Here is a 26,570-nt window from a genome sequence, read left to right on the forward strand (position 1 = left end):
AGCCCGCCCCGATCACCGCAGCCACCGCCCAGGACCTCGCGAACCTCATTGGATGGGACAGCCCCAAAACGATCAGTAATTAATCGACAGCTCCCAGGGTCCGTTGCAAGATCGGGTTCTGTCCGGGTTCATCCGGTGAGTCCGAGGGCGGTCAGGGGCCTGCGGCAGTCGCGGGCAGCGTGACGTAGGGCGGCTGCGATGTTGGTCCGTCCGTCCTGGCGGTGGATGCCGATGGCGAGGTTGCGGAGCCCGGCCATGATCCGGGGCAGGTGGCCTGTGCGGATTTTGGAGTCGTCCTCGCGGAAGGTGCGGTCGCGGACATGGTGGAGAAGATTTTCGATCTTCCAGTGGCCCTTGATCCAAGCCGCGAGCTGAGTGCCTGTCGCCGCTCCGGGCGGCAGGCTGGTGATCAGGTAGACCCGTTCGATCGTCAGCTTGCCGGTGCTGAGATTCCTTCTCCAGCGCACGACTTGGAGGGCCTGCTTCGCGTCGGGGTAGTCGATGTGAGCGAAGGTCGCGGTCTTCAGACGGCGGATCTCCTGGCGGTGGTGGGCGCGGGTGCGCTCGTAGTGGTCGAGGCCGATCTCCTGCCAGGGAAGCCGGCGGATGCGGTCGAGCAGGCCGGGATGGTTGGCCTTGACGACGGCGATGTAGTGGGCGCCGCGGGTGCGGAGGTAGGTGCCGTGGGCGTGCTGGGTGTGCAGGGCGTCAGCGGTGATCACCGTGCAGGAGAGGTCGACGGTGTCCAACAAGGGTGCGAAGGCAGGGATTTCGTTGCTCTTGTCGGCGACCTGACGCTGGGCGAGGACGCTTCCGGCGTGGTCCATCGCGGCCAGCAGGGTGACGGCCGGGACGGTGGCCGTGCGCGAGCCGCGCAGTACTTTCCCGTCGACGGCGATTGCCCGCAGGCCGGCGGGCGCGGGGGTGGCGCGGGCGGTGAGGAAGGCGCCGATCGCCTGGTCAAGGGCGTCGCCGTCGAGTTGGACCAACAGCCGGCGCAGGGTATGAGGGTGCGGCACGGACACGGCCCCGGTCAGCGGATTGACGGGGAAACCGAGCGCCCGGCAGGCCCACACCGGAGCATCCGCGATCCACTCGGTGATCGCGCTCAGCGAGCGGGCGCCCGCCAGCACGCTCGCTGCCGCGGCAGTCACCAGCGCGGACAGCAGATATCGGCGTCCACGCAGTCCGCGCGGATCGGGCATCAGGTCCAGAAACCCGGACAGAGCGACCGCGTCCGGCAGCGGGGCCGGCGAGGAGAGCAGGGCCAGTTGATCCAGACCACAGGGCATGAGAGAAGATGCAGAAGCAGGCACGGGCTCGCCAAGTGTTCATGGGACGTAGACACTCACATGATCACCGAGGCCGTGCCTGTACTGCGTCCGTCCTCACCCAAAGCGGGGCACCCCGCCCAGCTCCGTCCCACTCCGACGAACCGGGCGAACACTGATCTTGCAACGGCCCCTGCCCGTCGGCCTCTCACTTCTTTCGCGCGTTCTTCCGAGCACTGTCGAGGTCTCTGTGCCTTCTCACCGCATATCCAAGAAGCGTCGCCGTATCTCCCTGGCCGTGGCCGGCGTCGCTGTACTCGCCGGTGGCGCGTTCGCCGCCGAGGCCGCCACCGCCACCACCGTCTCCAGGCCCGCGCCGAAGATCTACACCGGGCATGTCTTCGACACCTGCACCGCGCCGTCGCTGACCACCATGAAGGGCTGGTACAGCTCCTCCGTCTACCACGGTGCCGCCGTGTACGTCGGCGGGAAGAACCGCGGCTGCGCACAGCCCAATCTCACCGCGTCCTGGGTGAAGTCCGTCAGTGCCACCGGGTGGGAGCTGGTCCCGCTGTACGTCGGCGCGCAGCCGCCGTGCCAGACGAGCGCCAACCCCGAGAAGATGACCGCCATCAATGCCGCCTCACTGGCCGTCACCGACGCCAACGACGCCGTGGCGAAGGAGGCCGCCCTCGGTATGAAGCCGGGCAGCCCCGTCTACCTCGACATGGAGTACTTCGACCCGAAGAACACCTCCTGCGTGAACACGGTGCTCACCTACGTCCGGTCGTTCGACAAGACGGTCAAGGCCAAGGGGTACTGGTCCGGTTTCTACGGCTTCAGCAACTCCAGCGCCGCCGTCGTGGCCAACGCCACGAACCGCACGGACCTGCCGGAGATCCTCTGGTACGCCCGCTACGACGACGTGTACTCCACCACCACGGGCTTCCCGTACGCCCCGACGCTGTACACCGGGCACCGCCGCGGCCACCAGTACGCCGTCAACAAGAAGGTGACGCACACCGGGGGCACGCTCACGATCGACCGGAACGCCTGGGACGCCCCGGTCGCGATCGTGGGCTAGTGCCGCGACCGGCAAGGTTTGCCCCGTCGCGGCGCCCGGCACGCGCGCTCGCAGCGTTGGCCAAAAGCCCAGGTAGCTCCGCTACAAGGGCTTCCGGCCGCCTTGCGATCACACGCACCGGCCGCCGCTCCTTGACGGGCAAACCTTGCCGGTCGCGGCACTAGTTCGCGGAGGCGGGGCCCAGTCGTCGCCGTCGCGCTCCCCACACTCCCGTCATCAGCAGGGCGAGCGCCGCGCCCGCCCCTACCGCCGCACCCGCCCGCAGGCCGGGGGGCCGGAAGATGCAGTCGACGGCGGTGCCGTGAGCGGGCACGGGGGTGGAGACCAGACCCAGGTAGCTGTCGGCGGGCCGCCCCTCGCAGCTCCAGCCCGCGATCCGGGGCGCGGCGACCACGACCGTTCCGGTGCTGCCGGGCGGCAGCTGGGCCCGTATGCCGTCGGCGGTGACATGGACGGCGGTCGCACCGGTGCGCTTCAGTCCTGCGACCGCCGACGCCAGCCGGGTTCGGTCCAGGCAGCCGATCGCCTCGTGCGGCACGGTCCCTTTGCGTACCGAGGTCAGCGTGACCACCACCGGCGCGCTCCCGCCGGCCGACCCCAGACGCTCCATCGGGGCGCGGCGGGCCGGGAGCTGCCCCTTGAGCTCGACCTCCGGGCCCGTGCCGAGGCGCGCCGAGCCGAACAGATCGGGTGTCCACAGATAGGCCTCCGAGGCGGCCGGGCAGTGGGCGGTCAGCGTGTACGTGCCGCGCCCCACCCGGTAGTCGTACGCACCCCGGTCTGTCACCGCACCACCATCCGCTGCGCGCAGCACCGTCTTCGGCACCGTGTACACCGTCGAGCCCAGCAGCGCCTCCTGGTTGCGGTACGGCGACCGGCCGTACGGCACGGGCCCGCCCGGCGGCCGTACCGTCACCAGCGGCGGCGCCTCCTCACCGCTCACCGTCACCGGCCGGTCGTCCGGGGCGTTCCACACCTGATACGGATCGCGCGGCCCGCGCACTCGCGCACCGACCGAGAAGATCGCGTCCGTGACGGGGTTGTCCAGGCTCTGCACAGCCCGGCCGTTGGACGTCCACCCGCCGCCCAGCGCACGCAGGGTGCGGGTCAGCACCGCCGGCGTATGGCTGCTGTAGTACGCGGCGCCCTGGCCGCCCACCAGCAGCGGATCGTTCGCGGTGGTCTGCTCACGGCCGGGGTCGGTGCGATAGCGCGGCCAGCCGTCGGTGCCCGCGACCGCCGCCGCCTGTATTCGCTGCCGCTCGCCCCACGGCGCGTAGTGGTCGAGCCGGTTCAGCTTCTGCCGGTCGGCGAACGCGGTGGTCGCTGCGGCCTGCCCCGCCTGCGCGCCGATCAGCAGCACAGCGGCGAGCACGGCGAACCTGCGGCCACGGGCGACCAGCACCAGCGCGCCCACCGCCGTCAGCAGACCGGCTGCGAACAGCGGATATGTCCACCGCGTGACCAGGCCGCTGAAGCCGGCCCCGGCCGCGATCAGCACCAGCACCGCGCCCCCGCCGAGCAGCGCCCGCCACCCCGGCCCCTCGTACGAGACCGAGATCCAGGCAGTGATCACCACCAGTCCGGCCAGCACGAACGTCTGCCGGTACGGACTGCCGTTGGGTGTGGCGAAGGCATGCCAGAGCAGATGCGTCGGCCCCCACTGCAACGACAGCGCGACCCCCGCCACCAGCCCCGCCCACGCCCACCGCTCGCGCCGCGGCACGGACCGCTGGAAAGCCAGCGCACAGGCCAGGAGCAGGGTGCCCGTACCGATGAAGAGAGCCGGGGTGAAGAAGCTGTACGTGGTGGGCAGCAGCCGGGCGAGCACATCGGTCCAGGAAGCGGGCGCGAAGGTGCGGTCCCAGCCCGGGTAGGCGTGCTTCGTGCCCAGATAGACGGGAATCAGGACGGGCGCCGCGAGACCGATCCCCACCCCGACCGTGCGGACCGCCCGCACCAGTCCCCGGCCCACCGCCCGCCGGTCCTCCCGCTCCGTGAAGAACCGCACCGCGAGGACCAGGGCGGTCCCGAGCGTCGCCATGTAGGCCGTGTAGAAGTTGGCCGCCCACACCACCGCGACGAGCAACGGTGCGGCGATCCGGTGCCGCCCCGTCCGCGCCCACTCACCGGCCAGGCAGAGCAGCGGGAGGGCGATCAGACCGTCGAGCCACATCGGGTTGTACGACGCCTCGATGACCGACCAGCCGCACAACGCGTACGCGGATCCGAGCACCCCGGCCACCCACCAGCGCCCGCTCCGCAGCGCGGGCAGCAGACAGGCCATCGCCGCCGCGGCCGACGCCATCTTCAGGACCGTCACCACGTAGACCGCGAGGTCGATGCGGTCCCGCGGAAAGACCCCGACGAGCAGCGCGAACGGGCTGGTCAGATAGGTGCCGAGGTCGGGCAGGAAGCTGGTCCCGTATCCGGAAGACCAATTCAGGAACAGCCCGCCATCGGCGTTTTTGTGCAGCAGGTCCCAGAGCCGGACGTGGAACGGAACGAACTGATTTCCGAGGTCATTGACACTCCTGGTGTGCGGCCCGAACGGAAAGCTGCGGGCCGCCGCATCGCCCGCGCACACGGTGACGGCAGTGATCAGCGCGGCGAGCCCGGCCGCGGCCGGGCGGGGGCGGAAGGTCGGCATACGGAGGAATATGACAGCCACGGGCGAGGGAACCGTGTCGAAGTGTTTCCTCCATAGTTCAATTCACGCAATGGTTGCTCACTATCCATGTGACGCATATATATCTGACGGAACGACAGGGTGAGGTACTCCCGTGCTGATCTCGCTGGTGGTGCCTTGTTTCAACGAGGAGGAGATCCTCGGACGCTTCCATGCGCGTGTCACGGAGCAGATGACACGGCTGGGGCATGATTTCCAGCTGGTCTACGTCGATGACGGCAGTGCGGACCGCACGCTTCCGGTTCTGGAGGAGCTGGCCGCCGCCGACCCGCGGATCCGCTACCTCTCCTTCAGCCGGAATTTCGGCAAGGAGGCCGCCATGCTCGCCGGCCTTCAGCACGCCGACGGCGACGCGGTCGTCATCATGGACGCCGACCTCCAGCACCCGCCGGAGCTCATCGGCCGCATGCTGGACGAGCACGCCCACGGCTACGACCAGGTCGTCGCCCGCCGCACCCGCAAGGGCGACCGTCTCACCCGCACCGTCGGCGCCCGCGCCTACTACTGGCTGATCAATCGCCTGGTGGACGTGGAACTGGTCGACGGCGTCGGCGACTTCCGGCTGCTGTCCCGGCGCACTGTCGACGCCGTCCTCGAACTCACCGAGTGCAACCGGTTCTCCAAGGGACTGTTCGCCTGGGTCGGATTCCCGACGACGACCTTCGGTTACGAGAATGCCGTCCGCGAGCAGGGCAGCTCCACCTGGACCTTCGGGAAGCTCCTCAACTACGGACTCGACGGGCTGCTCTCGTTCAACAACAAGCCACTGCGCGCTGCGTTATACCTGGGCATGGTGCTGATGTCCGTCGCCCTCGCCTATGCCGCCTGGATCGTGGGATTCGCCCTGGTGAAAGGCGTGGACACGCCCGGCTACGTCACGCTCATCGTCGTGGTCACGGCTCTTGCCGGGGTGCAGATGGTGATAGTGGGTGTGGTCGGTGAGTACGTCGGCCGCATCTACTACGAGGTGAAGCAGCGCCCGCACTTCCTGGTGAAGGCCGACAATGCCGCCGTACCGAATCAGCACCGGGAGTTCGTACGCCGATGACGGTCCGGGCGCAGATGATCCGCTTCGCACTCGTCGGCGTCGTGAATACCGGTACGTACTACGGCTGCTATCTGGCCCTGCTGACCAGGCTGCCGTATCTGGCCGCGCATGTGATCGCGTTCGCGTCGAGCATGACCGGCTCGTTCCTGCTGAACTCGTACTTCACCTACCGGACCCGTCCCACCTGGCGGAAGTTCCTGCTCTTCCCGCTGACCAACGCCGCCAATTTCACCGTCACGACCGCAGGTGTCTGGCTGCTGGTCGACCTCGCCGGATTCAGCAGCCGTTACGCACCGCTGGTCGCGGCGGTGGCGGCCATCCCGATCACGTTCGTGGTGTCCCGCGCGATCATGCTGCGGCCGGAAACGGCCGTGGAGGGGCGGTGAACAGGCCCACATCCGCAACTCCTCCCGAATCGTTGGTCGAATCAGTGGCCGGGATCACGCCCACTGCCTAACATCGATCACCGCAAGGTCTTGTGCGCCCGCCCGTCGCCCGGCCAGCACCCCTCAACGGGGCGCGGCGCGCCGCACCTGCTGTCTCAATCTCCCCGGGAGGCTCCTTTGCACCGCCGCCGTCGCACCGCGCTCGTCGTCTCCGCCGCCATGCTCGTCGCGGCGCCGCTGCTCTCCGCCTGCGGCAACCAGGCCCACCCAGGTGCCGCAGCCGTGGTCGGCGGAGACCGCATCGAGGTGTCCACCGTGCAGGCCCAGGTGGCGGACGTACGTACCGCGCAGAACGGGTCCGACCAGTCCGTCCAGCTCATCAACAAGTCCGGGCAGCTCAGCCGGGCCAAGCTGCACGGGATGATCTTCGACCGGATCCTCGACAAGGCCGCCGCGGACGCGGGCGTCACGGTCAGCCGCAAGGAGGTCCAGGAGATGCGGCAGTCGGCGGTCTCCCAGTCCGGGGGAGAGGCACAGCTGCGGGCGATGATGCTGCAGCAGAGCTGGGTCGCCCCGAACCAGATCGATGCCGTCCTGCGCGAGCAGGTCCAGCTGTCGAAGCTCGCCCAGACGTTCGGTGCCGACCTGCAGCAGCCCGCCGGGCAGAAGGCCGTCGGCGATGCGCTCAGCGCGGCGTCGAAGTCGCTGCACATCGACGTCAACCCGCGCTTCGGCACCTGGGACAACAAGCAGACCCAGCTCGCCGAATACAAGGCCCCGTGGATCACCCAGGTCACCACGCCGGCCCAGCAGGAAGCCCCAGCCGGCGCCTAGGGTCTCTCGTTCGGATCGTGCCGGACCCCGCGAGCCCGGCATGATCCGAACGAGAGGCGTCCGGCCGGGCCCCTGGTGCCCCTCCCGGCAAGCTTTGCCCCGTCGCAAACACTGCCGGTCACGGCACTAGTAAGTTGGTGGGGTGAACGCTGAAGACCCCGGTCGTATCGTCCTGCTCACGGCCAGCCACCGGGTCGCGCCCGGACTGCTGTCCTGGCCCGCCTGGCAGACGCTGCACGCCGCCGACCGGGTGCTCTGCGCCGAGTCCGACCAGCCCCAGCTGCCGTACCTGCGCGAGGCGGGCGTCACGGTCGAGCACACCGCGCCCACCGCGCAGGAACTCGTCGACGCCTGCGCGGGCGGCCGGACCGTCGTGGTCGTGACCGGGGGTGAGGGCAATCAGCCGCTGACGGACGGGCTGGCCCGGCTGGCCGGGTCGGGCCGGGTGCAGATGCCGAACCTGGAGCTGCTGCCCGGTTCATACGATCTGCCCGGCGCCCGCCTTCTCGACCTCGTCCAGGTCATGGACCGGATCAGGGTCGAGTGCCCGTGGACCTCGCAGAAGACCCATGAGGGGCTTGCCAAGTACGCCATCGAGGAGGCGTACGAACTCGTCGAGGCGATCGAGGACGGCGACCGCGACGAACTGCGCGAGGAGCTCGGGGACGTCCTTCTCCAGGTCGTCTTCCACGCCCGGATCGCGGAGGAGGACACGGACGAGCCGTTCTCCGTCGACGATGTCGCCGCGACCCTCGTCGAGAAGCTGATCCACCGCCATCCGCATGTCTTCGGTGACGAGACCGCCGAGACCCCGGAGGACGTCCACGCGCACTGGCTGCGTACCAAGGCCATCGAGAAGCAGCGCGACTCGGTCACGGACGGCGTCCCGCTCGGGCAGCCCGGACTGGCGCTGGCCGCGAAGCTGGCGAGCCGGGTCCGTGCCGCCGGACTCGATGTGCCGCTCCCGACGGGCGACAGCATCGGTTACGAGCTCCTCGCCCTGGCCGTACGCGCGGAACAGGACGGCACGGACCCCGAGGCCGCCCTGCGCGCCGCGGGCCGCGTCTACCGGGACGCGATCCTCGCCGCGGAAGCCAACGGATAACGTCAGGGGGTGAACGACAGCCCCGCCGACGCCCCCGAACTCTTCACCTGGGAGTTCGCCACCGACCCGTACCCGGCCTACGCCTGGCTGCGCGAGCACAGCCCCGTGCACCGCACCGCGCTGCCCAGCGGGGTCGAGGCATGGCTCGTGACGCGGTACGAGGACGCCCGGCAGGCCCTCGCCGACGCCCGGCTCTCCAAGAACCCCGCGCACCACGACGAACCGGCGCACGCCAAGGGGAAGACCGGCATCCCGGGCGAGCGCAAGGCCGAGCTGATGACGCATCTGCTGAACATCGACCCGCCCGACCACACCAGGCTGCGCCGGCTGGTCTCGAAGGCGTTCACGCCGCGCCGGGTCGCCGAGTTCGCCCCGCGGGTGCAGGAGCTGACGGACCACCTCATCGACAACTTCATCGAGGAGGGATCCGCGGACCTCATCCACGACTTCGCGTTCCCGCTCCCCATCTATGCGATCTGCGACCTGCTCGGCGTCCCGCGTGAGGACCAGGACGACTTCCGGGACTGGGCGGGGATGATGATCCGCCACGGCGGCGGTCCGCGTGGCGGGGTGGCCCGGTCGGTGAAGAAGATGCGCGGCTATCTCGCGGAGCTCATCCACCGGAAGCGGGAGAACCCGGGGGAGGACCTGATCTCGGGGCTGATCCGGGCCAGTGACCACGGCGAGCACCTCACCGAGAACGAGGCCGCCGCCATGGCCTTCATCCTCCTCTTCGCGGGATTCGAGACGACGGTCAACCTCATCGGCAACGGGGTGTACGCCCTGCTGCGCAATCCGGAGCAGCGGGAGCGGCTGCAGCGCTCGCTCGACGCGGGGGAGACCGGGCTGCTGGAGACCGGTATCGAGGAACTGCTGCGGTACGACGGTCCGGTGGAGCTGGCGACCTGGCGGTTCGCCACCGAGCCGCTGACCCTCGGCGGGCAGCGGATCGCGGCGGGTGACCCCGTACTGGTGGTGCTCGCCGCCGCCGACCGGGACCCGGAGCGGTTTGCGGACCCGGACACCCTTGACCTCGCGCGGCGTGACAATCAGCACCTCGGATACGGGCACGGCATCCATTACTGCCTGGGAGCACCGCTTGCCCGACTGGAGGGACAGGCTGCCCTGGCCACACTGTTGAGGCGCCTCCCGGATCTGCGGCTTGCGGTGGAACCTACCGATGTGCGGTGGCGTGGCGGACTCATCATGCGTGGACTGCGCACGCTTCCGGTGGAGTTCGGTCCCGGTCGGCGTTCCGATCGAGGTGACACTCTGTCAACGCTGTGACTTTCACGTGATCTGCGCTGCATCGACTTGTGACAAGTGTTCGAGTGCCGCTACGTTCACCGTTCGACTCACCTTGTCAGTCACACGGAAGGCAATCCCATGGGCTCCGCGAACGGCAGGCACCGTCGCCCTCGCCAGGCACCCGCGATCGTCGTCGCCGCAGGCGTGACCGGTTCGGCCATCGCTATTCCCCTGCTCGGCGCGGCCGGTGCGCACGCCGCCGACGCCACGACCTGGGACCGGGTCGCGGAGTGCGAGAGCGGCGGCATGTGGAGCGCCGACCTCGGCAACGGCTCCTATGGCGGTCTTCAGTTCTCGCAGGACGACTGGAAGTCGTACGGCGGTGAGGCGTACGCCGCGCGCGCCGACCTCGCCAGCCGCTCGCAGCAGATAGCGGTCGCCGAGAAGGTCCTGGAGGACCGGGGGCCGAAGGCGTGGCCCAGCTGTGCGGCCATCTCCGGGCTCACGGAGGACGGGGGGTCGCCGGGGGTCGACCCGGGAATCGTGTCGTCGGCCGAACCGGCGGAGCGCGGGAAGGCGTCCGAGGCGCCGTCCGACAAGGGGTCCGCCAAGGGGTCGGCCAAGGGATCCGCCGCGTCTTCGGGCAAGGCGTCGCACAAGCCGTCGGCAGGGCCGTCATCCACGTCACCCTCCAAGAAGTCTGATTCATCCGACTCGCCCCAGAAGTCTGGCTCGTCCGACAGTGAGGCGGGTGGTAAGCACCGCGGCGCACCGGCGCCCGAGGTGAGCGAGGGCGCGGGCAGGGGCGGCGGCCGGGACTCGGGCCGGCATGCTTCCCGCGGTAACAGTGAGAGGCGCGACACGCGCGCGACGGCGGCCGACCGCGATTACACCGTCCGGCCGGGCGACAACCTTTCGGTGATTGCTGACGCGCAGAAGGTTCGCGGTGGATGGCCCGCTCTCTATGAGGCGAACAAGGGTGCGGTCGGCGGCGACCCGGACCTCATCCTGCCTGGCCAGAGCCTCGATCTCGACGTGAAGTCGAAGTGAGGGCAGTCCGATAAGCAGCTAAAAGCACCCCAAAAATCGGGGTAGTTCAGGGACCTATGTCCGCTTATGCGTAAGTGAGACATGGGTCTCTTTGCGTCAACTGGCGTGTCGCGTCCGCCGGGTCCGTCCGCATGACCCCTCACCTGCGAAAACGCTGCGCAGTCGGATGCAGGTAAGGACTGATTGTCCGTTATGCCCATCTTTGAATGTCGAGGTTGCATACGTTTACGGTCGGAACCGCTCGCACCGCGGGCCCCGTCGACCGTCACGCCGAATCCTGCCGTCGGTCGAAGGGAACAGACGCGTAAGGCGCCGTAGGCAGGAGCGGGGGACCCAGGTAAGCCGCCGGGCCCGATGGTCGAAAGACCGTCAGGACCGGCTCGGGGTGAAGTCGCGTGCTAGGACGTGCGACCGGGCAACTCACTTGGCCCGAACCCGACAGCTCACCTCGTAGGCGTCGGTGAGGAGAAGTTCCATGCTGCTGAACAGCAAGGGCAAGCACCGCCGCCCGTCCAAGGCCGTCCGCGTCGCCACGTTCGCCGGTGTGACCGGTGTCGCCATCGCCGCTCCCCTGATGGGTGCGACGGGTGCCTCCGCCGCCTCCGTCGCCACGTGGGACGCCGTCGCCCAGTGCGAGTCCGGTGGCAACTGGTCCATCAACACCGGCAACGGCTACTACGGCGGCCTGCAGTTCTCGCAGTCCAGCTGGGCCGCCGCCGGTGGTACGCAGTACGCCCCGCGCGCCGACCTCGCCACCAAGGCTCAGCAGATCGCCACCGCCGAGAAGCTCCTCGCCATGCAGGGCCCGGGTGCCTGGGGCTGTGCCCACGCCGGTGGCCTCACCAACGACGGTGTCGACCCGGGTGTCGACACCGGCTCCACCACGCAGCAGAGCGCCCCGGCGCAGGAGTCGAAGCAGGCCGCGCCGAAGCCGGCCGAGCGCACCGAGGCCCCCGCTGCCTCCCGCGCGGACCGTGGCACCGCCCCCAAGAAGACCGTCACCACGCCGACCGGCGAGAAGGTCGCCAAGGGTGACGGCGAGTACAAGGTGAAGTCCGGCGACTCGCTCAGCAAGATCGCCGCGCAGCACAAGGTGAAGGGCGGCTGGCAGCAGCTCTTCAAGCTGAACAAGGACATCGTCGAGGACGCCGACCTGATCTACCCGGGTCAGCAGCTCCACCTGACGAAGTAGGACGGGCGCTCCGTGGACACGGGCTCCCCGTAGATACGGGCTCTCTCCTCCCCGAGCACCCCGACCCGGCGCGGATTCCCCCGTACGTGCCGGGTCGGGGTTTTTCGTACTCAGAGTTCAACTGTTGTCGATACCGGTCAGTAGAAATCTGCACCGTTGCCCTGCTATGAGTGCCCTTGGGTCCTTTTCCGTCCCAGGGGGCGGGCGGTCGGCGGACCGAGGCGGCCCAGCCGGTTAGGCTCTTGTCGCAAGGCCAAAGCGACCCTGCACAACCAGCGTCATATCCCAGAAGGAGATGCCTCGTGCCGTCCATCGACGTCGTCGTAGCCCGGGAAATCCTCGACTCCCGCGGAAACCCCACGGTCGAGGTCGAGGTTGGCCTCGACGACGGCAGCACGGGCCGTGCTGCCGTGCCGTCCGGCGCCTCCACCGGTGCGTTCGAGGCCATTGAGCTTCGCGACGGTGACCCCAACCGCTACCAGGGCAAGGGCGTCGAGAAGGCCGTCCTCGCCGTGATCGAGCAGATCGGCCCGGAGCTCGTCGGTTACGACGCCACCGAGCAGCGGCTGATCGACCAGGCCATGTTCGACCTGGACGCCACCGAGAACAAGGGCTCGCTCGGCGCCAACGCCATCCTCGGCGTCTCGCTGGCCGTCGCGCACGCCGCGTCCGAGGCCGCGGACCTGCCGCTGTTCCGCTACCTCGGTGGCCCGAACGCGCACCTGCTGCCCGTCCCGATGATGAACATCCTCAACGGTGGGTCGCACGCCGACTCCAACGTGGACATCCAGGAGTTCATGATCGCGCCGATCGGCGCGGAGTCCTTCTCCGAGGCGCTGCGCTGGGGCGCCGAGGTCTACCACACGCTGAAGAAGGTCCTGAAGACCAAGGGCCTGTCGACCGGTCTCGGTGACGAGGGCGGCTTCGCGCCGAACCTGGAGTCGAACCGCGCCGCCCTGGACCTCATCATCGAGGCCATCAAGGAGGCCGGTTACGTCCCGGGCAAGGACATCGCGCTCGCGCTCGACGTCGCCGCCTCGGAGTTCTACAAGGACGGCACGTACGAGTTCGAGGGCAAGTCCCGCTCGGCCGCCGAGATGACCGAGTACTACGAGGAACTCGTCTCCGCGTACCCGCTGGTCTCCATCGAGGACCCGCTGTACGAGGACGACTGGGCCGGCTGGAACGTCATCACCCAGAAGCTCGGCGCCAAGGTGCAGATCGTCGGCGACGACCTGTTCGTCACCAACCCGGAGCGCCTGGCCCGCGGCATCGAGGAGGGCTCCGCCAACGCCCTGCTCGTCAAGGTCAACCAGATCGGTTCGCTGACCGAGACCCTGGACGCCGTCGAGCTGGCCCAGCGCAACGGCTTCAAGTGCATGATGTCCCACCGCTCCGGCGAGACCGAGGACGTCACCATCGCCGACCTCGCCGTCGCGGTGAACTGCGGCCAGATCAAGACCGGCGCCCCGGCCCGCTCGGACCGCGTCGCCAAGTACAACCAGCTGCTGCGCATCGAGGAGATCCTCGACGACGCGGCGGTGTACGCGGGCCGCTCCGCGTTCCCGCGGTTTCGCTCTGCGAACTGATCAGCACAGCGCTCTGCGAACTGATCAGCACAGCGCTCTGCGAACTGATCAGCACAGCGCTCCGCGAACTGATCAGCGCAGCAAGGGCTGATCGCAGGCCCGGTACCGGGCAAAGGCCACGGCCTCCGTCCGTCCCCGCACTCGGTCCCGTACCGTGTGCGGGGACGGACGTGCGTAGTGGGAGGCGGAGACATGGCCGCGAAGGACCGGGACCGGTTCTCCACCGCGACCCGGCTGCGACTGCTCGGTGAGCAGACCGCCGCCCGCGTCTACCGGTCCCAGAATCGCCGCCAGGCCCGCCGCTCCCGGCTCACCGGCCGGGCCGCGTTCCTCGCCCTGGTCGTCTGCTCCCTGGTGGTGGCGCTCGCGTACCCGATGCGGCAGTACGTGTCGCAGCGTGACGACATCGCCGACCAGGAGCGGCTGGCGCAGGAGGCCGAGAAGCGCACCGAGGAGCTGCGCGACGAGAAGGCGCGCCTCCAGGACGACGCGTACGTCCGGCGGCTGGCCCGGGAGCACCTGCACTACGTGACTCCCGGGGAGACCAGCTACACGGTGATCGACCCCGACGCGGCGAAGGAGCGCAGCGGAGGGGCGAAGGAGACCGACCGGCCGTGGCACTCCAACCTGTGGGACGGCGTGGACAGCGCCGACCGCAACTGACTTCTCATTCCCTTGTTCACCTCGTCTCCGCAGCACTGTGCGGAGCCGTAGTTCACGCATCCGAGTAGATCCAAGGCAGGCATGGAAACGCCCCCTCCCCAGACCGAGTCCACCACACCCACCGAGGCGGACATCGCCGCGTTCCAGCAGCAGCTCGGCCGCCCGCCGCGCGGGCTGCGCGCGATCGCGCACCGCTGCCCGTGCGGCAACCCGGACGTGGTCGAGACGTCCCCGCGGCTGGAGGACGGTACGCCGTTCCCGACGACGTACTACCTGACGTGCCCGCGCGCGGCTTCCGCGATCGGCACGCTGGAGGCGAACGGCGTCATGAAGGAGATGACGGAGCGTCTGGCCACGGACCCGGAGCTGGCGGCTGCCTACCGTGCCGCGCACGAGGACTACATCGCCCGGCGCGACGCGATCGAGGTGCTGGAGGGCTTTCCCAGCGCGGGCGGCATGCCGGACCGGGTGAAGTGCCTGCACGTGCTGGTGGGGCACTCGCTGGCGGCGGGGCCGGGCGTGAACCCGCTGGGCGACGAGGCGATTGCGATGCTGCCGGAGTGGTGGCGCAAGGGGCCCTGCGTGACGCCGTGCGGCGCGCCGGAGGAGAAGGACGGCCGGACCGTCGAGACGTCGGAGGGCGGGGACTTCGCGTTCCGGCCGGCCGACGGGGCGCCGGACGAGGGCTGACCGTTCCCCGGGGGCTCCGCCCCCGGACCCCCGCTCCTCAATCGCCGGAGGGGCTTGATTTCTAGGAGCACCTATGACTGGCGTGGCCGCCATCGACTGCGGTACGAACTCCATCCGTCTGCTCGTCGCCGACGCGGACCCGTCCACCGGTGAGCTCGTCGAGCTCGACCGCCGGATGGAGATCGTCCGCCTCGGCCAGGGCGTCGACCGTACCGGCCGGCTCGCCCCCGAGGCCCTGGAGCGGACGTTCGCCGCCTGCCGCCAGTACGCGGAGGTGATCAAGGAGTACGGCGCGGAGAGGATCCGCTTCGTCGCTACCTCCGCCTCCCGCGACGCGGAGAACAGGGACGAGTTCGTCCGCGGCGTGCTGGACATCCTCGGCGTCGAGCCCGAAGTGATCAGCGGCGACCAGGAGGCCGAGTTCTCCTTCGACGGCGCCACCAAGGAGCTCGCGGGCAGCGAACACCTGCCGAAGCCCTACCTGGTGGTGGACATCGGCGGCGGTTCCACCGAGTTCGTCGTCGGCGACGACCGGGTCCTGGCCGCGCGGTCGGTGGACATCGGCTGCGTACGGATGACCGAGCGCCATCTCGTACGCGACGGCGTCGTCACCGACCCTCCCACATCGGGTCAGATCACCGCGATCCGCGCGGACATCGACGCCGCCCTCGATCTGGCCGAGGAGACCGTCCCGCTCACCGAAGCCGCCACGCTCGTCGGCCTCGCAGGCACCGTCACCACCGTGGCCGCGATCGCGCTGGGGCTGGAGGAGTACGACTCCGAGGCGATCCACCACTCCCGGATCTCCTTCGAGCAGGTCCAGGAGATCACCGGACGGCTCGTCACCTCGACCCACGCCGAGCGAGCCGCGATCCCCGCGATGCATCCGGGGCGGGTCGACGTGATCACCGCCGGGGCGCTCGTCCTGCTGGGCGTGATGAAGCGGACCGGGGCCCGCGAGATCGTCGTCAGCGAGCACGACATTCTCGACGGGATCGCCTGGTCCGTCGCGTAGCCGGCAGGACGTCGGCAGCCTGCTCGAAAGGGCGCCCGAAAGGCTGTTCGCGGGGGTGCGGCAAGAGGCGCCGAGAGGGCGCTCATGCGCACTCCCGCCTGCACTTTTGAGTCGCTGGGAGCCCCTCCGGGACCTCTTCGGGAGACGCTCCGCGACGAAGTTCGTGAACTTCTTCACAAGGAATTCGTTCCCTTGATGCGCACTTCTGCTCCGTACGGGGCCCCGTGACCGTCCGCGGACCCGCTCGCTGTGCACAGGGGAGGGTTCCGGACGTGTTGCTGCGGTGTTGGCCGAAGGGGTGTTTCACCCCGCTCGCGGGGCTCAAGGGCCAGCTCACAAGCGGTGAACAACGTTCGCCGCTGCACCGTGGTTCCCCTGTGGCGCCATGACCTCGCTCACGTGGGCGGCGAAGTGTAGCAGAGGGTGGGCGATACCTTGTGAAGGGGCTCACGAGCATGCCCCCCGAGGGGGGTGGATACTCGATGGCATGAGCACCACGGAGCGTCCCAGGATCCTCGTAGTAGGCGGTGGGTACGTAGGCCTGTACGCAGCTCGGCGCATTCTGAAGAAGATGCGCTACGGAGAGGCGACCGTCACGGTCGTCGACCCCCGGTCGTACATGACCTACCAGCCCTTCCTCCCCGAAGCCGCCGCAGGCAGCATCTCGCCCCGGCACGTCGTCGTGCCGCTGCGACGCGTACTGCCGAAGGCCGAGGTTCTCACCGGCCGCGTCACGACCATCGACCAGGACCGCAAGGTCGCCACGGTCGCGCCGCTGGTCGGCGAGGCCTACGAGCTGCCCTTCGACTACCTCGTCATCGCGATGGGCGCCGTCTCCCGTACCTTCCCGATCCCCGGCCTGGCAGAGCAGGGCATCGGCATGAAGGGCATCGAGGAGGCCATCGGCCTGCGCAACCACGTTCTCGAGCAGCTGGACAAGGCCGACTCGACGACCGATGAGGACGTCCGCCGCAAGGCGTTGACGTTCGTCTTCGTGGGCGGCGGCTTCGCCGGTGCGGAGACCATCGGCGAGGTCGAGGACATGGCCCGCGACGCGGCGAAGTACTACACGAACGTGAAGCGCGAGGACATGCGCTTCATCCTCGTCGACGCCGCCGACAAGATCCTTCCCGAGGTCGGCCCGAAGCTGGGCACCTGGGGCCGGGAGCACCTGGAGTCCCGTGGCGTCGAGGTCTTCCTCTCGACCTCCATGGACTCCTGCGTCGACGGTCACGTCGTCCTGAAGAACGGCCTCGAGGTCGACTCCAACACCATCGTGTGGACGGCCGGCGTGAAGCCGAACCCGGCGCTGGCCCGTTTCGGCCTGCCGCTCGGTCCGCGCGGTCACGTGGACACGTCCGAGAAGCTCCAGGTGCAGGGCACCGACTACATCTGGGCTGCGGGCGACAATGCCCAGGTTCCGGACATGGTCGGCCGCAGGGCCGGTAACCCGAACGCCTGGTGCCCGCCGAACGCCCAGCACGCGCTGCGTCAGGCCAAGGTTCTCGGCGACAACGTCATCTCCGGGATGCGCGGCTTCCCGCAGAAGGAATACAGCCACGCCAACAAGGGTGCAGTCGCCGGTCTCGGCCTGCACAAGGGCGTCGCGATGATCGTCATGGGCAAGATGAAGATCAAGCTCAAGGGCCGTCTCGCCTGGTACATGCACCGTGGCTACCACGGCATGGCGATGCCGACCTGGAACCGTAAGATCCGGATCTTCGCCGACTGGACCCTTGCGATGTTCCTCAAGCGCGAGGTCGTCTCGCTCGGCGCCATGGAGACGCCGCGCGAGGAGTTCTACGAGGCCGCCAAGCCGGCCCCGGCTCCGGCCGCCGCCAAGACCGAGGGCGAGAAGGCCAAGGCCTCCTAGCCCGGGCTCCGATCCGCCGGATCCTCTCCGTACGACGCCCGAAGGGGCCGCCCGCCATCCGTGGTGCGGGCGGCCCCTTCGGCGTGTCCGGAGCCCGGGAGTGACCGCCCGGCACATATGTGTGGCGTGCAGGCGTTGTGCCGTGCCGTTGCGCCACTGCGGGATGGCGTTGGCGCCGGAGAGTGTTGACGGGGTGTACCTCGTCGTGGCACCACGGGTACATGGCGTGGTTCGAGGCATGTTTGGGCATGTTTGGGCTCGTTGGGAAACACCATCACGGAGGTGTACGCCATGGCAGACGCCGCGTTGCGGCTGACCGCTCTCGCTGAGGAGTTGCTGGGAGAACCCCTGCCGGTCCGGATCCGGGCCTGGGACGGCAGCGAATCCGGACCGCCCGGCGCCCCCGTTCTCGTCATCCGGAACCGCCGCGCGTTGCGCCGGCTGCTCTGGAAGCCGGGCGAACTGGGCCTGGCCCGCGCCTGGGTGGCCGGCGAACTCGACATCGACGGCGATCTCTACGAGACGCTGGATCTGATGGCCGGACTGCTCTGGGAGCGCGGCGTGGACGCGAAGGACACCGTCCACCCGATCCGGAACCCACAGCTCCGGGCCGCTGCCCGGAGTCTGCTGCACCTGGCGGGACCCTGGCCGCCACCGCCCCCGCCCGCCGAGGAGGTCCGCCGCCGCACCGGCCCCCTCCACACCAAGCGCCGCGACAAGGAGGCCATCAGCCACCACTACGACGTGGGCAATGACTTCTACGAACTGGTCCTTGGCCCGTCCATGGTCTACTCCTGCGCCTACTGGGAGAGCGACGGCAGCCTGGAGGACGCCCAGCGCGACAAGCTCGACCTGGTCTGCCGCAAGCTCGCGCTGAAGGAGGGCGACCGCCTCCTCGACGTCGGCTGCGGCTGGGGCTCCATGGCCATCCACGCGGCCCGCGAGTACGGCGCCCAGGTCACCGGGGTGACCCTCTCCGTCGAACAGGCCGCATACGCCCGCAAGCGCATTGCCGAGGAAGGTCTGACCGACCGGATCGAGATCCGGGTCCAGGACTACCGGGACGTCAGGGACGGCCCGTACGACGCCATCTCATCGATCGGAATGGCCGAGCACGTCGGCTCGGTCCGCTACCGCGACTACGCCGACGACCTCTACGCCCTTCTGAAAGCGGGCGGCCGGCTGCTCAACCACCAGATCGCCCGCCGCCCCGAACGGGACGAGTCCGCGTACCACGTGGACGAGTTCATCGACGCGTACGTCTTCCCCGACGGCGAACTCGCCCCGTTGGGCCGGACCGTCGCCACCCTCGAGGAGGCCGGCTTCGAGGCCCGTGACGTCGAGTCGATCCGTGAGCACTACGCACTGACCCTGCGCCGCTGGGTCGCCAATCTGGAGAAGCACTGGGACCGGGCGGTCACGATGACCTCGCCCGGCCGGGCCAGGGTCTGGCGCCTCTACATGGCCGCCTCCGCCCTGTCCTTCGAGCACAACAGGATCGGGGTCAACCAGATCCTCGCGGTGCGTCCGGTGGACGACGGATCCTCCCGGATGCCGCTGCGCGCCCGCGAATGGAAGACGTCCGCGGCCGGCTGAACACGTATGAGCGCAGAGAGGGCCGGTACCCGCAGCTTCAGCTTGCGGGTACCGGCCCTCCCTGTCAGGGGCTCACTGCCGGGGGCTCACTCGTGAGACCGACGGTCTTACTCGGTCTTGATCGCCGTCAGCATGTTCAGCTTCGCGGCGCTGCGGGCCGGCCAGAGCGAGGCCAGCACGCCCACCAGCGCCGCCAGTACCAGGAAGACCGCGATCCGGTCCCACGGGATCACCAGGGCGTAGTCCGGGATGTCGGAGGCCAGCGTCCGGCCGATCGCCCAGCCGAGGAACGTACCGAGCGCGACCCCGATCACCGCACCGAAGACCGAGATGACCACGGCCTCCAGCCGGATCATGCGCTTGACCCTGCGCCGGTCCAGACCGATCGCCCGCAGCATGCCGATCTCCTGCTGACGCTCGAAGACCGACATCGCCAGGGTGTTGATGACCCCCAGCACCGCGATGATCAGGGCCATCGCCAGCAGCCCGTACATGATGTTCAGCGCCATGCTGATGAAGCCGCCGAACGTGTCCCGGATGTCCTGCCGGTCCATGACGGACATCGCCGGGTTGTCACCCAGGGCGTCGACCAGGGCCTGCTCGTTGGCCTTCGACGCGCCGCCGTCCGTCTTCAGCCAGATCTCGCGGATGTCCGGGTGGCTCTGATGCGCGGTCAGGATGTCCCTCGGCATCAGGACCGGTGCGAGGAATTCGTTCTCCTCGTAGACCGCGCCGACCGTCAGGGTGCCCTTCTTGTCGTCGTCGTACGTCACCGGGAGGGAGGTGCCGGTCTTCCAGCCGTTCGACTTGGCGGTCTTGTCGCCGACGGCGATCTCGCCGTCGCCCAGCGAGTCCAGCGAACCGGAGACCGTCTTCAGGGAGAAGACCTTCTGCACATCGCCCGGGGTGACCCCGGAGACCGGGTGGTACGTGCCCTTGACCTGGATGGAGGCGGCCTGCTGGGGCGAGACCGCGACGACGACGTCGGACTTCTCCAGGGCGGTGAGCGCCGACTCGTCGAGCGAGTCGCCGCTCGCCATCGAGATCATGTAGTCGGCCCTGATGTTGTCCGTCGTCATCCGGTCGACCGCCTGGCCGAGCGTGACGCCCAGCACCGAGATGCCGGTGACCAGGGTGAGACCGATCGCGAGAGCGGAGGCGGTCGCCCCGGTACGCCGCGGGTTACGGACCGCGTTCTGCGCAGCCAGCTTGCCCGAGACCCCGAACAGCTTCAGCAGCATCGGCCGCACCAGGGCGATGACCGGCCGCGACAGCAGCGGGATCAGCACGATGACACCGATCAGCGCCACGAAGGCACCGATCCCGATCATCGTCCGGCCGTCCGAACCGGTCGCCGCACCCGCGAGGATCCCGGCCGCACCGAGCAGGGTGAGCACCCCGCCGATCGAGTTCCGTACGACCAGCGACTTGGTGGTGGCCACCGCGTGGACGCTGCTCATCGCGGCAACCGGCGCGATCTTTGCGGCGCGGCGGGCCGGCAGCCAGGCGGCCAGCACGGTGATCAGGATGCCGACGCCGAACGCGGCGCCGACCGCGACGGGGGAGATCACCAGCGGTCCGGCCGGGATCTTCCCGCCGATCAGGCTCATCGCCGAGCGCAGTCCGGTGGCGAGACCGAGACCGAGCAGGAAGCCGATCACGGAGGCGAGCGCGCCGACCACGGCCGCTTCGAGGAGTACGGAGCGCTTGACCTGCCGGCGGGAGGCGCCGACGGCGCGCAGCAGCGCCAGTTCCTTGGTGCGCTGGGCGACCAGCATGGTGAACGTGTTGGCGATCAGGAAGATGCCGACGAACAGGGCGATGGCCGCGAAGGCGAGCAGCATCGTGTTGAGGCTGTCCAGGCTGCTCTCGATCTGCTTCGCCTGGTCATCGGCGAGGACCTTGCCGGTCTGGGCGGTGGCGTCCTTGGGCAGCAGGGGCTCCACCGCGTCCAGCAGCTTCCGGTCGGAGGCGCCGGCCGCCGCGGTGACGGTGACGTCCTGGAACCAGCCGGGCTTGAGGTAGAGCTGCTGGGCGACCGGGGTGTCGAAGAGGACCAGGCTGCCGCCCGCGTTCACCGCGCCGTCCTCGGTGGTGAAGACACCGGAGAGGGTGTACTCCTTCACCGGGCCGTTCGTGGCGACCCGTACCCGGTCGCCGACCTTGTACTCGCCCTTCTTCGCCGTCTCCTTGTCGAGCGCGATCCGGTCGTCGCCGGCCGGACCCGTGCCGTCGACGAAGGTGTACGAGGCGTCCTTGTCGTTCGGGCCGGGGGAGAAGTTGGTGCCGGTGTTGGACCAGCCGTTGCCGATCAGCTTGCCGTGCGGGTCGGCGACCCCGGCGAAGCCGGAGACCCGGCCGGTGGCGGTGGCCACCCCGTCCAGGCCCTGGATCTTCTTGAGCGTGGCGGCGTCGATGCCGGAGGTCTTGTTGTCGTGCTGGCCCGCGTGGGTGGTGATGGCGACGGCGATGTGGTCGTAACTCTTCGCCGACTGGTTGCGGAAGGCGTTGCCGAGGGTGTCGGTGAAGACCAGAGTGCCGGAGACGAAGGCCACGCCGAGCATCACGGCGAGAACGGTCATCAGCAGCCTGGCCTTGTGCGCGAGCACATTGCGCAAGGCAGTACGGAACATGTCTGTCAGTCCTGGGATGGGGAGGGGTTCCGGAAGAGGGCGCGGGGGCGGTCCGTGCTCAGCTGGTACGGCCCTTGGCGTCGAACGCCTTCATCCGGTCGAGGACCCCGTCCGCGGTGGGGCGCATCATCTGGTCGACGATCGCCCCGTCCGCCAGGAAGATCACCCGGTCCGCGTAGGAGGCGGCCACCGGGTCGTGGGTCACCATCACCACGGTCTGCCCCAGCTCGCGCACGGAGTTGCGCAGGAAGCCCAGCACCTCGGAGCCGGAGCGGGAGTCCAGGTTGCCGGTGGGCTCGTCACCGAAGATGATCTCCGGCTGCGAGGCCAGGGCGCGGGCCACCGCGACACGCTGCTGCTGGCCGCCGGAGAGCTCGGTGGGCCGGTGCTTCAGCCGGTCGGAGAGCCCGACCATCTCGATGACCTTGCGCAGCCACTCGGCGTCGGGCTTGCGGCCCGCGATGTCCATCGGCAGCGTGATGTTCTCCGCCGCGGTCAGCGTGGGCAGCAGGTTGAACGCCTGGAAGATGAAACCGATCTTGTCCCGGCGGAGCTGGGTGAGCTGCTTGTCCTTGAGGGAACCGAGCTCCGTCTCGCCGATCCGCACCGAACCGCTGCTGAAGCTGTCGAGACCGGCCACGCAGTGCATGAGGGTGGACTTTCCGGAGCCGGACGGGCCCATGATCGCGGTGAACTCACCCTGCGGGAAGTCCACGGTGACCCGGTCCAGGGCCTTCACCTGGGTCTCGCCCTGTCCGTAGACCTTGGACAGATCCGTGGCGCGGGCAGCCACCGCGGTGGCGCGGTGAGCGGTGGAGGTGATGGTCACGGGGACACTCCTGTTCAGGGCTTCGGTTCGGGGGTCCGGAAGCGGACTACTCCATCGTCGGCGCTGATCCGCTGCCGGTCGTCAGCCCCCGTGCCCGTTCCGGAGGGCCACTTGAGTCGCACCGGAGGGGCGATTCGTCCTCCTCGGGTATGACACCGACCCTGAGCCGGTCGTACGCCGAACCGATTCCTCCGCGGCGCGCACACCTGGATCCGAAGATCACACAGAGTGAGGGTCGGGCGGACCGGGCGCGGCGCCCCGCTCACCCCTCGCACGACTGTGCCGACGCATGACTGCGTCGCTCGATCGGCTGATTCCGCCCGACGGGGCGGAGGGGTCAGGAGGTGCGTCGCAGATCGGGGGCCGGCGCTGTGATCCAGATGACACGTGTGTGCCCGCGGCCCCATGGGTGCCGGAGATCGCTCCGGGAGCGAGAAGCGCCGGTGAGGCCATTGCCCGGCGGGGTGGCGGCCGATGGCGCGCAGGGCTGTCCCGGGGAGGCGAGTTTCCGTCATTCCCGATTGCCGGTCCGGGTGCCCACTTGCCCCGCCCAGGCATGTGACTATGCCTTACATGCCGTGCTGACGGCCCCTCAAACGGTCAATAAAATAAGACAACATCGCGCCACCGTTCCGCTGTTCGGGGGATACCCCCGGATAGGGTCAGGTGCCAACGCGGAGCCGCGCGCCAAGCCCGGATGGTGGAATGCAGACACGGCGAGCTTAAACCTCGCTGCCCCTCGGGGGCGTGCCGGTTCGAGTCCGGCTCCGGGCACCACTGCGACGTTCGGTGACGGTGCCGATCGGCCGGACGTTACTTCAGCGAACAACCTTCATAAAGATCCTCCTTGGGCACTAGGGTGAACCCTTTGCCTACCCATTACTCTTGTGGCAAGGCCACGCAGGGTGGCCACGAAGGAGTGAGATGAGGAGCAGCAACCCGGTCTTCTCGCGACGGGGGTTCAGCCGCGACAACGGCTACGCGAGCTTCAACGCGGCGCCGCAGGCCGGGGCCGCTACCGCCAACCCGTACGCCCAGGGCACCGCCACCAACCCGTACGCCACTAATCCCTACGCCCAGCCGGATGCCCAGTACGGCGCCCCGCAGGCGCCCGCGCGCACCGGCGCGATGACGATCGACGATGTCGTCTCGCGTACCGCGATCACGCTGGGCACCGTGGTGCTCGGCGCGGTCCTCGCCTGGGCCCTGCTGCCGGTCGACGAGGCCAACCTCGGCAAGTCCTACGGCATCGCGATCGGCGCCGCCCTGGTGGCGTTCGTCCTGTCGCTCGTCCAGTCGTTCAAGCGCAAGCCGGTCCCGGCGCTGATCGTCTCCTACGCGGCCTTCGAGGGTGTCTTCCTCGGGGTGATCTCCAGCGCGGTCTCCACGTACATCGGTCCCGGCGTGGTGATGCAGGCCGTGTTGGGCACCATGTGTGTCTTCGCCGGTGTGCTTCTCGCGTACAAGATGCGCTGGATCCGCGTCACCCGCCGCTTCTACGGCTTCGTGATGGCCGCCGCCGTGGGCTTCATGCTCCTGATGGTGGTCAACCTGCTGTTCGCCGTCTTCGGCGGGGGCGACGGCCTGGGCTTCCGCAGCGGCGGTCTCGGCATCCTCTTCGGCGTCATCGGGATCATCCTCGGTGCGTGCTTCCTGGCCCTGGACTTCAAGCAGGTCGAGGACGGCATCGCGTTCGGCGCGCCGCGCGAGGAGTCCTGGCTGGCGGCCTTCGGTCTCACCATGACCCTGGTGTGGATCTACCTGGAGATGCTGCGTCTGCTGTCCATCCTCAGCGGCGACGACTGACCGCACAGCCCCGCACGACGGAACGGCCCGCAGGCACACCGCCTGCGGGCCGTTCCGCTTGTCCGGGTTCCGCTCGCCTAGAGCAGCTTCCGCGCCGCCCGCCTCAGGTCGTACTCGTGGACGAGCGCCTTCGCGTGTCCGTAGGCGAGGTCGTGTTCGCTCCGCAGCCAGCTGACCTTCTCGTCGAACCGGAGGGCAGGGCCGTCTTCGACGGTGCGGAGCCAGTCGGAGACTTCACGACCGGTGCAGTGAGGGATTCTGGAGAGCAGATTGCGATGGGTCTCTTCGGAGAAGACATGGGTCACCGGCGCCTCCGACGCATTGCGCGTTGCTGGTCCTTCCCGACACCGTGCCTGAGCGTCGGCCCGTTGGCAACCATCATGGGAGGGCGCGTAGGGTCGCGGCATGCTCGATACGACCCCGCTGGTCACCGTCGTGGACCGATTCGCCGACCGGCTGCGCGCCGCCCCGCAGAGCAGGCTCCAGCACGGAGCGGCCGCCGAAGGGCTGGCCGTGGCCAGGGAATTGGCCGTACGGGCCCAGCGCATCGAGGCACCGGACCGAGAGCCCCGCATCATGCCGGACGCGGGGATGTTCGCGGTCGGCGACCAGGTCGCGGTCGCGGGCCGGGACCTGGCGGTCGCATTGGAAAGGGCCCCGTCCGTCGAACTGGACGAGGCCGTGCGATTCGTCGAGGAAGCGGCCGCCCGGGCTTTCGCGTAGCGGCCGTCCCGTTCGGGAGGTCGTGGCAGCGGCCGACGACGGCCGCTGCGCGGGAACCGGGGAGGGCTCCCGCAGGTCAGAGCGAGGCGATGACGCGGTCGGCGAGGATGTAGACGTTCTCCTTGCCGCAGGAGAAGGTCAGGGCGTACGCGCCGGAGACACCGGAACCGCCCAGTAGCACCGGGTGCTCACCCGCCAGCAGCGCCTCGGCGAGCCGCTCGGCCGTCTCGCGGTGGCCGGGGGTCATACAGAGCGTGGTGCCGTCGGCGAAGACGTAGACGTCGAGTGTGCCGAGCGGGCCGGGACGGACGTCGGAGAGCTCGGTCCGGCTGTCGGCGAGCTCCTCCAGCCGGCTCACGGTGCGCTCGTGGTCGGTGACGACCGGGGTCTGCACCGGTACGAAGTCGGGGTGCGAGGGGTGACGGCGACGGGCCGCCGCCAGCTCGGGGGAGTCCTCGGCGAACTCCACTGTCTCCGGAAACTCGGTTGTGTCGGCCGACTCGGCCAGTTCCGTCAGCTCCTCCAGCGCCTCGGTGGCGTCGAGGTCCATCGCATCGAGGCCCGCGAAGTCCGCCTGGCGCGGCATGAAGAACGGCGCGTCCTCGCCGATCCCGGACAGGCCGCCCAGCAGGGACGGGGCGTCCGCGGCGTCGCGCGCTTCCTGGGAGGCCCAGAACGCCCGCGCCTCGGCGAGCTCGCGCTCACGCTCCTCGGCGAGTGCCTCGGCCACGGCCGCACGTATCTCGGCGGCGGGGGTGCCGGTGCTGCGGACCTGCTGGGGCACGGCGGCGGTACGGGCACGGCCGGCAGCCAGCTCCATCCGCAGGGCCATGACCTGCTTGCGCAGCCCGTGAGCAGCGTGCAGAGCGGCAGCGCCCACGGCCGTGGCAGCGGCGGCGGTCAGCAACAGGGCAAGAGGCATGGCGCTCACTGACATACTCCCGGTTTCAATCGATCCCCCGACTTCCTACATCAGCTTGTCCTCTGCCTGCGCCCGGTGTCAGTGCATTACGTCACGAATTGGACAGTTTTTTGTGCCTGAGGTTTACCCCTGATGTGGGTGCGACCTGCGGAAATGGCTCTCCCCCAGGAGATAGGTCACATCCTGGGGGAGATTCGGTCACGGTCGGGGCTCGGAACCGGCCGGCTCATCGGCTCGGGACACCCGCGCTGCGGGCAGGTGCCGCCTTCGTTCCTCAGGCGCCCCCTACCCTCCGCTGCAGCTCAGCTCAGCCGCTCGGGCCAC

Annotated in this window: 22 protein-coding genes, 1 tRNA gene and 1 riboswitch; of the genes, 17 read left to right on the forward strand and 6 right to left on the reverse strand. The window is 69.2% G+C overall.

Features of this window, described 5'->3' with window-relative positions:
* Positions 1-128: 128 nt before the first annotated feature.
* A complete protein-coding gene (locus AB0N06_RS16315) occupies positions 129-1,292 on the reverse strand; it encodes an ISAs1 family transposase (protein WP_366135340.1) in 1,164 nt (387 codons plus the stop codon).
* Positions 1,293-1,521: 229 nt separating this feature from the next.
* Between AB0N06_RS16315 and AB0N06_RS16320 the strand changes: the two genes are divergently transcribed.
* A complete protein-coding gene (locus AB0N06_RS16320) occupies positions 1,522-2,355 on the forward strand; it encodes a glycoside hydrolase domain-containing protein (RefSeq protein WP_366135341.1) in 834 nt (277 codons plus the stop codon).
* Between the two features lie 160 nt (positions 2,356-2,515).
* On the opposite strand, the gene AB0N06_RS16325 is transcribed toward AB0N06_RS16320, so the two are convergent.
* Complete coding sequence (locus tag AB0N06_RS16325; protein ID WP_366135410.1) at positions 2,516-5,005, reverse strand: YfhO family protein; 2,490 nt, start codon at positions 5,003-5,005, stop codon at positions 2,516-2,518.
* 133 nt (positions 5,006-5,138) lie between these two features.
* On the opposite strand from AB0N06_RS16325, the gene AB0N06_RS16330 reads away from it, so the two are divergent.
* The 13 genes from AB0N06_RS16330 to AB0N06_RS16390 all read left to right on the forward strand — a co-directional run bounded on the left by AB0N06_RS16330 (position 5,139) and on the right by AB0N06_RS16390 (position 19,333).
* Positions 5,139-6,092: a glycosyltransferase family 2 protein gene (locus AB0N06_RS16330; protein ID WP_366135342.1), complete on the forward strand. Its 954-nt coding sequence runs from the start codon at positions 5,139-5,141 to the stop codon at positions 6,090-6,092.
* Positions 6,089-6,478, forward strand: coding sequence for a GtrA family protein (locus tag AB0N06_RS16335; protein WP_366135343.1), 390 nt, complete (start codon positions 6,089-6,091; stop codon positions 6,476-6,478). Before AB0N06_RS16330 ends, AB0N06_RS16335 begins: the two co-directional genes overlap by 4 nt.
* Positions 6,479-6,655: 177 nt before the next feature.
* Positions 6,656-7,312, forward strand: coding sequence for a SurA N-terminal domain-containing protein (locus AB0N06_RS16340; RefSeq protein WP_366135344.1), 657 nt, complete (start codon positions 6,656-6,658; stop codon positions 7,310-7,312).
* Positions 7,313-7,454: 142 nt separating this feature from the next.
* Positions 7,455-8,417: a nucleoside triphosphate pyrophosphohydrolase gene (locus tag AB0N06_RS16345; protein WP_366135345.1), complete on the forward strand. Its 963-nt coding sequence runs from the start codon at positions 7,455-7,457 to the stop codon at positions 8,415-8,417.
* Between the two features lie 9 nt (positions 8,418-8,426).
* Complete coding sequence (locus AB0N06_RS16350; RefSeq protein WP_366135346.1) at positions 8,427-9,704, forward strand: cytochrome P450; 1,278 nt, start codon at positions 8,427-8,429, stop codon at positions 9,702-9,704.
* A gap of 99 nt (positions 9,705-9,803) precedes the next feature.
* Positions 9,804-10,715 carry a transglycosylase family protein gene (locus AB0N06_RS16355; RefSeq protein ID WP_366135347.1) on the forward strand — a complete coding sequence of 304 codons (912 nt, stop codon included), beginning with the start codon at positions 9,804-9,806 and terminating at the stop codon, positions 10,713-10,715.
* 258 nt (positions 10,716-10,973) lie between these two features.
* Positions 10,974-11,187: riboswitch (cyclic di-AMP (ydaO/yuaA leader) on the forward strand.
* Positions 11,188-11,190: 3 nt separating this feature from the next.
* Positions 11,191-11,907: a transglycosylase family protein gene (locus AB0N06_RS16360; RefSeq protein WP_366135348.1), complete on the forward strand. Its 717-nt coding sequence runs from the start codon at positions 11,191-11,193 to the stop codon at positions 11,905-11,907.
* A gap of 302 nt (positions 11,908-12,209) precedes the next feature.
* Positions 12,210-13,496 (forward strand): phosphopyruvate hydratase, encoded by a 1,287-nt coding sequence (eno, locus tag AB0N06_RS16365; RefSeq protein ID WP_366135349.1) that lies wholly within the window; start codon positions 12,210-12,212, stop codon positions 13,494-13,496.
* A 192-nt stretch (positions 13,497-13,688) separates the two neighbouring features.
* A complete protein-coding gene (locus tag AB0N06_RS16370) occupies positions 13,689-14,159 on the forward strand; it encodes a septum formation initiator family protein (RefSeq protein ID WP_366135350.1) in 471 nt (156 codons plus the stop codon).
* Between the two features lie 81 nt (positions 14,160-14,240).
* Positions 14,241-14,849, forward strand: a complete 609-nt coding sequence (locus tag AB0N06_RS16375) for a DUF501 domain-containing protein (protein WP_366135351.1) — start codon at positions 14,241-14,243, stop codon at positions 14,847-14,849.
* 73 nt (positions 14,850-14,922) lie between these two features.
* Positions 14,923-15,864 carry a Ppx/GppA phosphatase family protein gene (locus AB0N06_RS16380; RefSeq protein ID WP_366135352.1) on the forward strand — a complete coding sequence of 314 codons (942 nt, stop codon included), beginning with the start codon at positions 14,923-14,925 and terminating at the stop codon, positions 15,862-15,864.
* Positions 15,865-16,351: 487 nt separating this feature from the next.
* Positions 16,352-17,737 carry an NAD(P)/FAD-dependent oxidoreductase gene (locus AB0N06_RS16385; protein ID WP_358859154.1) on the forward strand — a complete coding sequence of 462 codons (1,386 nt, stop codon included), beginning with the start codon at positions 16,352-16,354 and terminating at the stop codon, positions 17,735-17,737.
* A 291-nt stretch (positions 17,738-18,028) separates the two neighbouring features.
* Positions 18,029-19,333 (forward strand): cyclopropane-fatty-acyl-phospholipid synthase family protein, encoded by a 1,305-nt coding sequence (locus tag AB0N06_RS16390; RefSeq protein ID WP_366135353.1) that lies wholly within the window; start codon positions 18,029-18,031, stop codon positions 19,331-19,333.
* A gap of 107 nt (positions 19,334-19,440) precedes the next feature.
* Here the strand turns inward: AB0N06_RS16390 and AB0N06_RS16395 are convergent, their stop codons facing one another.
* Positions 19,441-21,966 carry an FtsX-like permease family protein gene (locus AB0N06_RS16395; protein ID WP_366135354.1) on the reverse strand — a complete coding sequence of 842 codons (2,526 nt, stop codon included), beginning with the start codon at positions 21,964-21,966 and terminating at the stop codon, positions 19,441-19,443.
* 58 nt (positions 21,967-22,024) lie between these two features.
* Positions 22,025-22,795 (reverse strand): ABC transporter ATP-binding protein, encoded by a 771-nt coding sequence (locus AB0N06_RS16400; protein WP_366135355.1) that lies wholly within the window; start codon positions 22,793-22,795, stop codon positions 22,025-22,027.
* 691 nt (positions 22,796-23,486) lie between these two features.
* Here AB0N06_RS16400 and AB0N06_RS16405 point away from each other — a divergent pair.
* Both AB0N06_RS16405 and AB0N06_RS16410 read left to right on the forward strand, forming a co-directional pair.
* Positions 23,487-23,572: transfer RNA gene (locus AB0N06_RS16405), tRNA-Leu, on the forward strand.
* A gap of 147 nt (positions 23,573-23,719) precedes the next feature.
* Entirely contained in the window at positions 23,720-24,601 is an 882-nt protein-coding gene (locus tag AB0N06_RS16410) for a Bax inhibitor-1/YccA family protein (RefSeq protein ID WP_366135356.1), read from the forward strand.
* Positions 24,602-24,678: 77 nt separating this feature from the next.
* Here the strand turns inward: AB0N06_RS16410 and AB0N06_RS16415 are convergent, their stop codons facing one another.
* Positions 24,679-24,906 (reverse strand): DUF4287 domain-containing protein, encoded by a 228-nt coding sequence (locus AB0N06_RS16415; protein ID WP_037697864.1) that lies wholly within the window; start codon positions 24,904-24,906, stop codon positions 24,679-24,681.
* 100 nt (positions 24,907-25,006) lie between these two features.
* Here AB0N06_RS16415 and AB0N06_RS16420 point away from each other — a divergent pair, with 100 nt between their 5' ends.
* A complete protein-coding gene (locus tag AB0N06_RS16420) occupies positions 25,007-25,324 on the forward strand; it encodes a hypothetical protein (RefSeq protein ID WP_366135357.1) in 318 nt (105 codons plus the stop codon).
* A gap of 76 nt (positions 25,325-25,400) precedes the next feature.
* Here the strand turns inward: AB0N06_RS16420 and AB0N06_RS16425 are convergent, their stop codons facing one another.
* A complete protein-coding gene (locus tag AB0N06_RS16425) occupies positions 25,401-26,261 on the reverse strand; it encodes a hypothetical protein (RefSeq protein WP_366135358.1) in 861 nt (286 codons plus the stop codon).
* Between the last annotated feature and the right edge of the window lie 309 nt (positions 26,262-26,570).

It is taken from the genome of Streptomyces sp. NPDC051020 (assembly GCF_040683105.1).
GTDB lineage: Bacteria > Actinomycetota > Actinomycetes > Streptomycetales > Streptomycetaceae > Streptomyces.

What these genes read in the sequence shown, in the direction of transcription:
- AB0N06_RS16420 (WP_366135357.1), top strand. Translation starts at nt 25,007, where the DNA reads ATGCTCGATACGACCCCGCTGGTCACCGTCGTGGACCGATTCGCCGAC.
- AB0N06_RS16315 (WP_366135340.1), bottom strand. Translation starts at nt 1,292, where the DNA reads ATGCCCTGTGGTCTGGATCAACTGGCCCTGCTCTCCTCGCCGGCCCCG.
- AB0N06_RS16395 (WP_366135354.1), bottom strand. Translation starts at nt 21,966, where the DNA reads ATGTTCCGTACTGCCTTGCGCAATGTGCTCGCGCACAAGGCCAGGCTG.
- AB0N06_RS16360 (WP_366135348.1), top strand. Translation starts at nt 11,191, where the DNA reads ATGCTGCTGAACAGCAAGGGCAAGCACCGCCGCCCGTCCAAGGCCGTC.
- AB0N06_RS16390 (WP_366135353.1), top strand. Translation starts at nt 18,029, where the DNA reads ATGGCAGACGCCGCGTTGCGGCTGACCGCTCTCGCTGAGGAGTTGCTG.
- AB0N06_RS16385 (WP_358859154.1), top strand. Translation starts at nt 16,352, where the DNA reads ATGAGCACCACGGAGCGTCCCAGGATCCTCGTAGTAGGCGGTGGGTAC.
- AB0N06_RS16425 (WP_366135358.1), bottom strand. Translation starts at nt 26,261, where the DNA reads ATGTCAGTGAGCGCCATGCCTCTTGCCCTGTTGCTGACCGCCGCCGCT.
- AB0N06_RS16325 (WP_366135410.1), bottom strand. Translation starts at nt 5,005, where the DNA reads ATGCCGACCTTCCGCCCCCGCCCGGCCGCGGCCGGGCTCGCCGCGCTG.
- AB0N06_RS16355 (WP_366135347.1), top strand. Translation starts at nt 9,804, where the DNA reads ATGGGCTCCGCGAACGGCAGGCACCGTCGCCCTCGCCAGGCACCCGCG.
- AB0N06_RS16410 (WP_366135356.1), top strand. Translation starts at nt 23,720, where the DNA reads ATGAGGAGCAGCAACCCGGTCTTCTCGCGACGGGGGTTCAGCCGCGAC.
- AB0N06_RS16370 (WP_366135350.1), top strand. Translation starts at nt 13,689, where the DNA reads ATGGCCGCGAAGGACCGGGACCGGTTCTCCACCGCGACCCGGCTGCGA.
- AB0N06_RS16375 (WP_366135351.1), top strand. Translation starts at nt 14,241, where the DNA reads ATGGAAACGCCCCCTCCCCAGACCGAGTCCACCACACCCACCGAGGCG.
- AB0N06_RS16380 (WP_366135352.1), top strand. Translation starts at nt 14,923, where the DNA reads ATGACTGGCGTGGCCGCCATCGACTGCGGTACGAACTCCATCCGTCTG.
- AB0N06_RS16335 (WP_366135343.1), top strand. Translation starts at nt 6,089, where the DNA reads ATGACGGTCCGGGCGCAGATGATCCGCTTCGCACTCGTCGGCGTCGTG.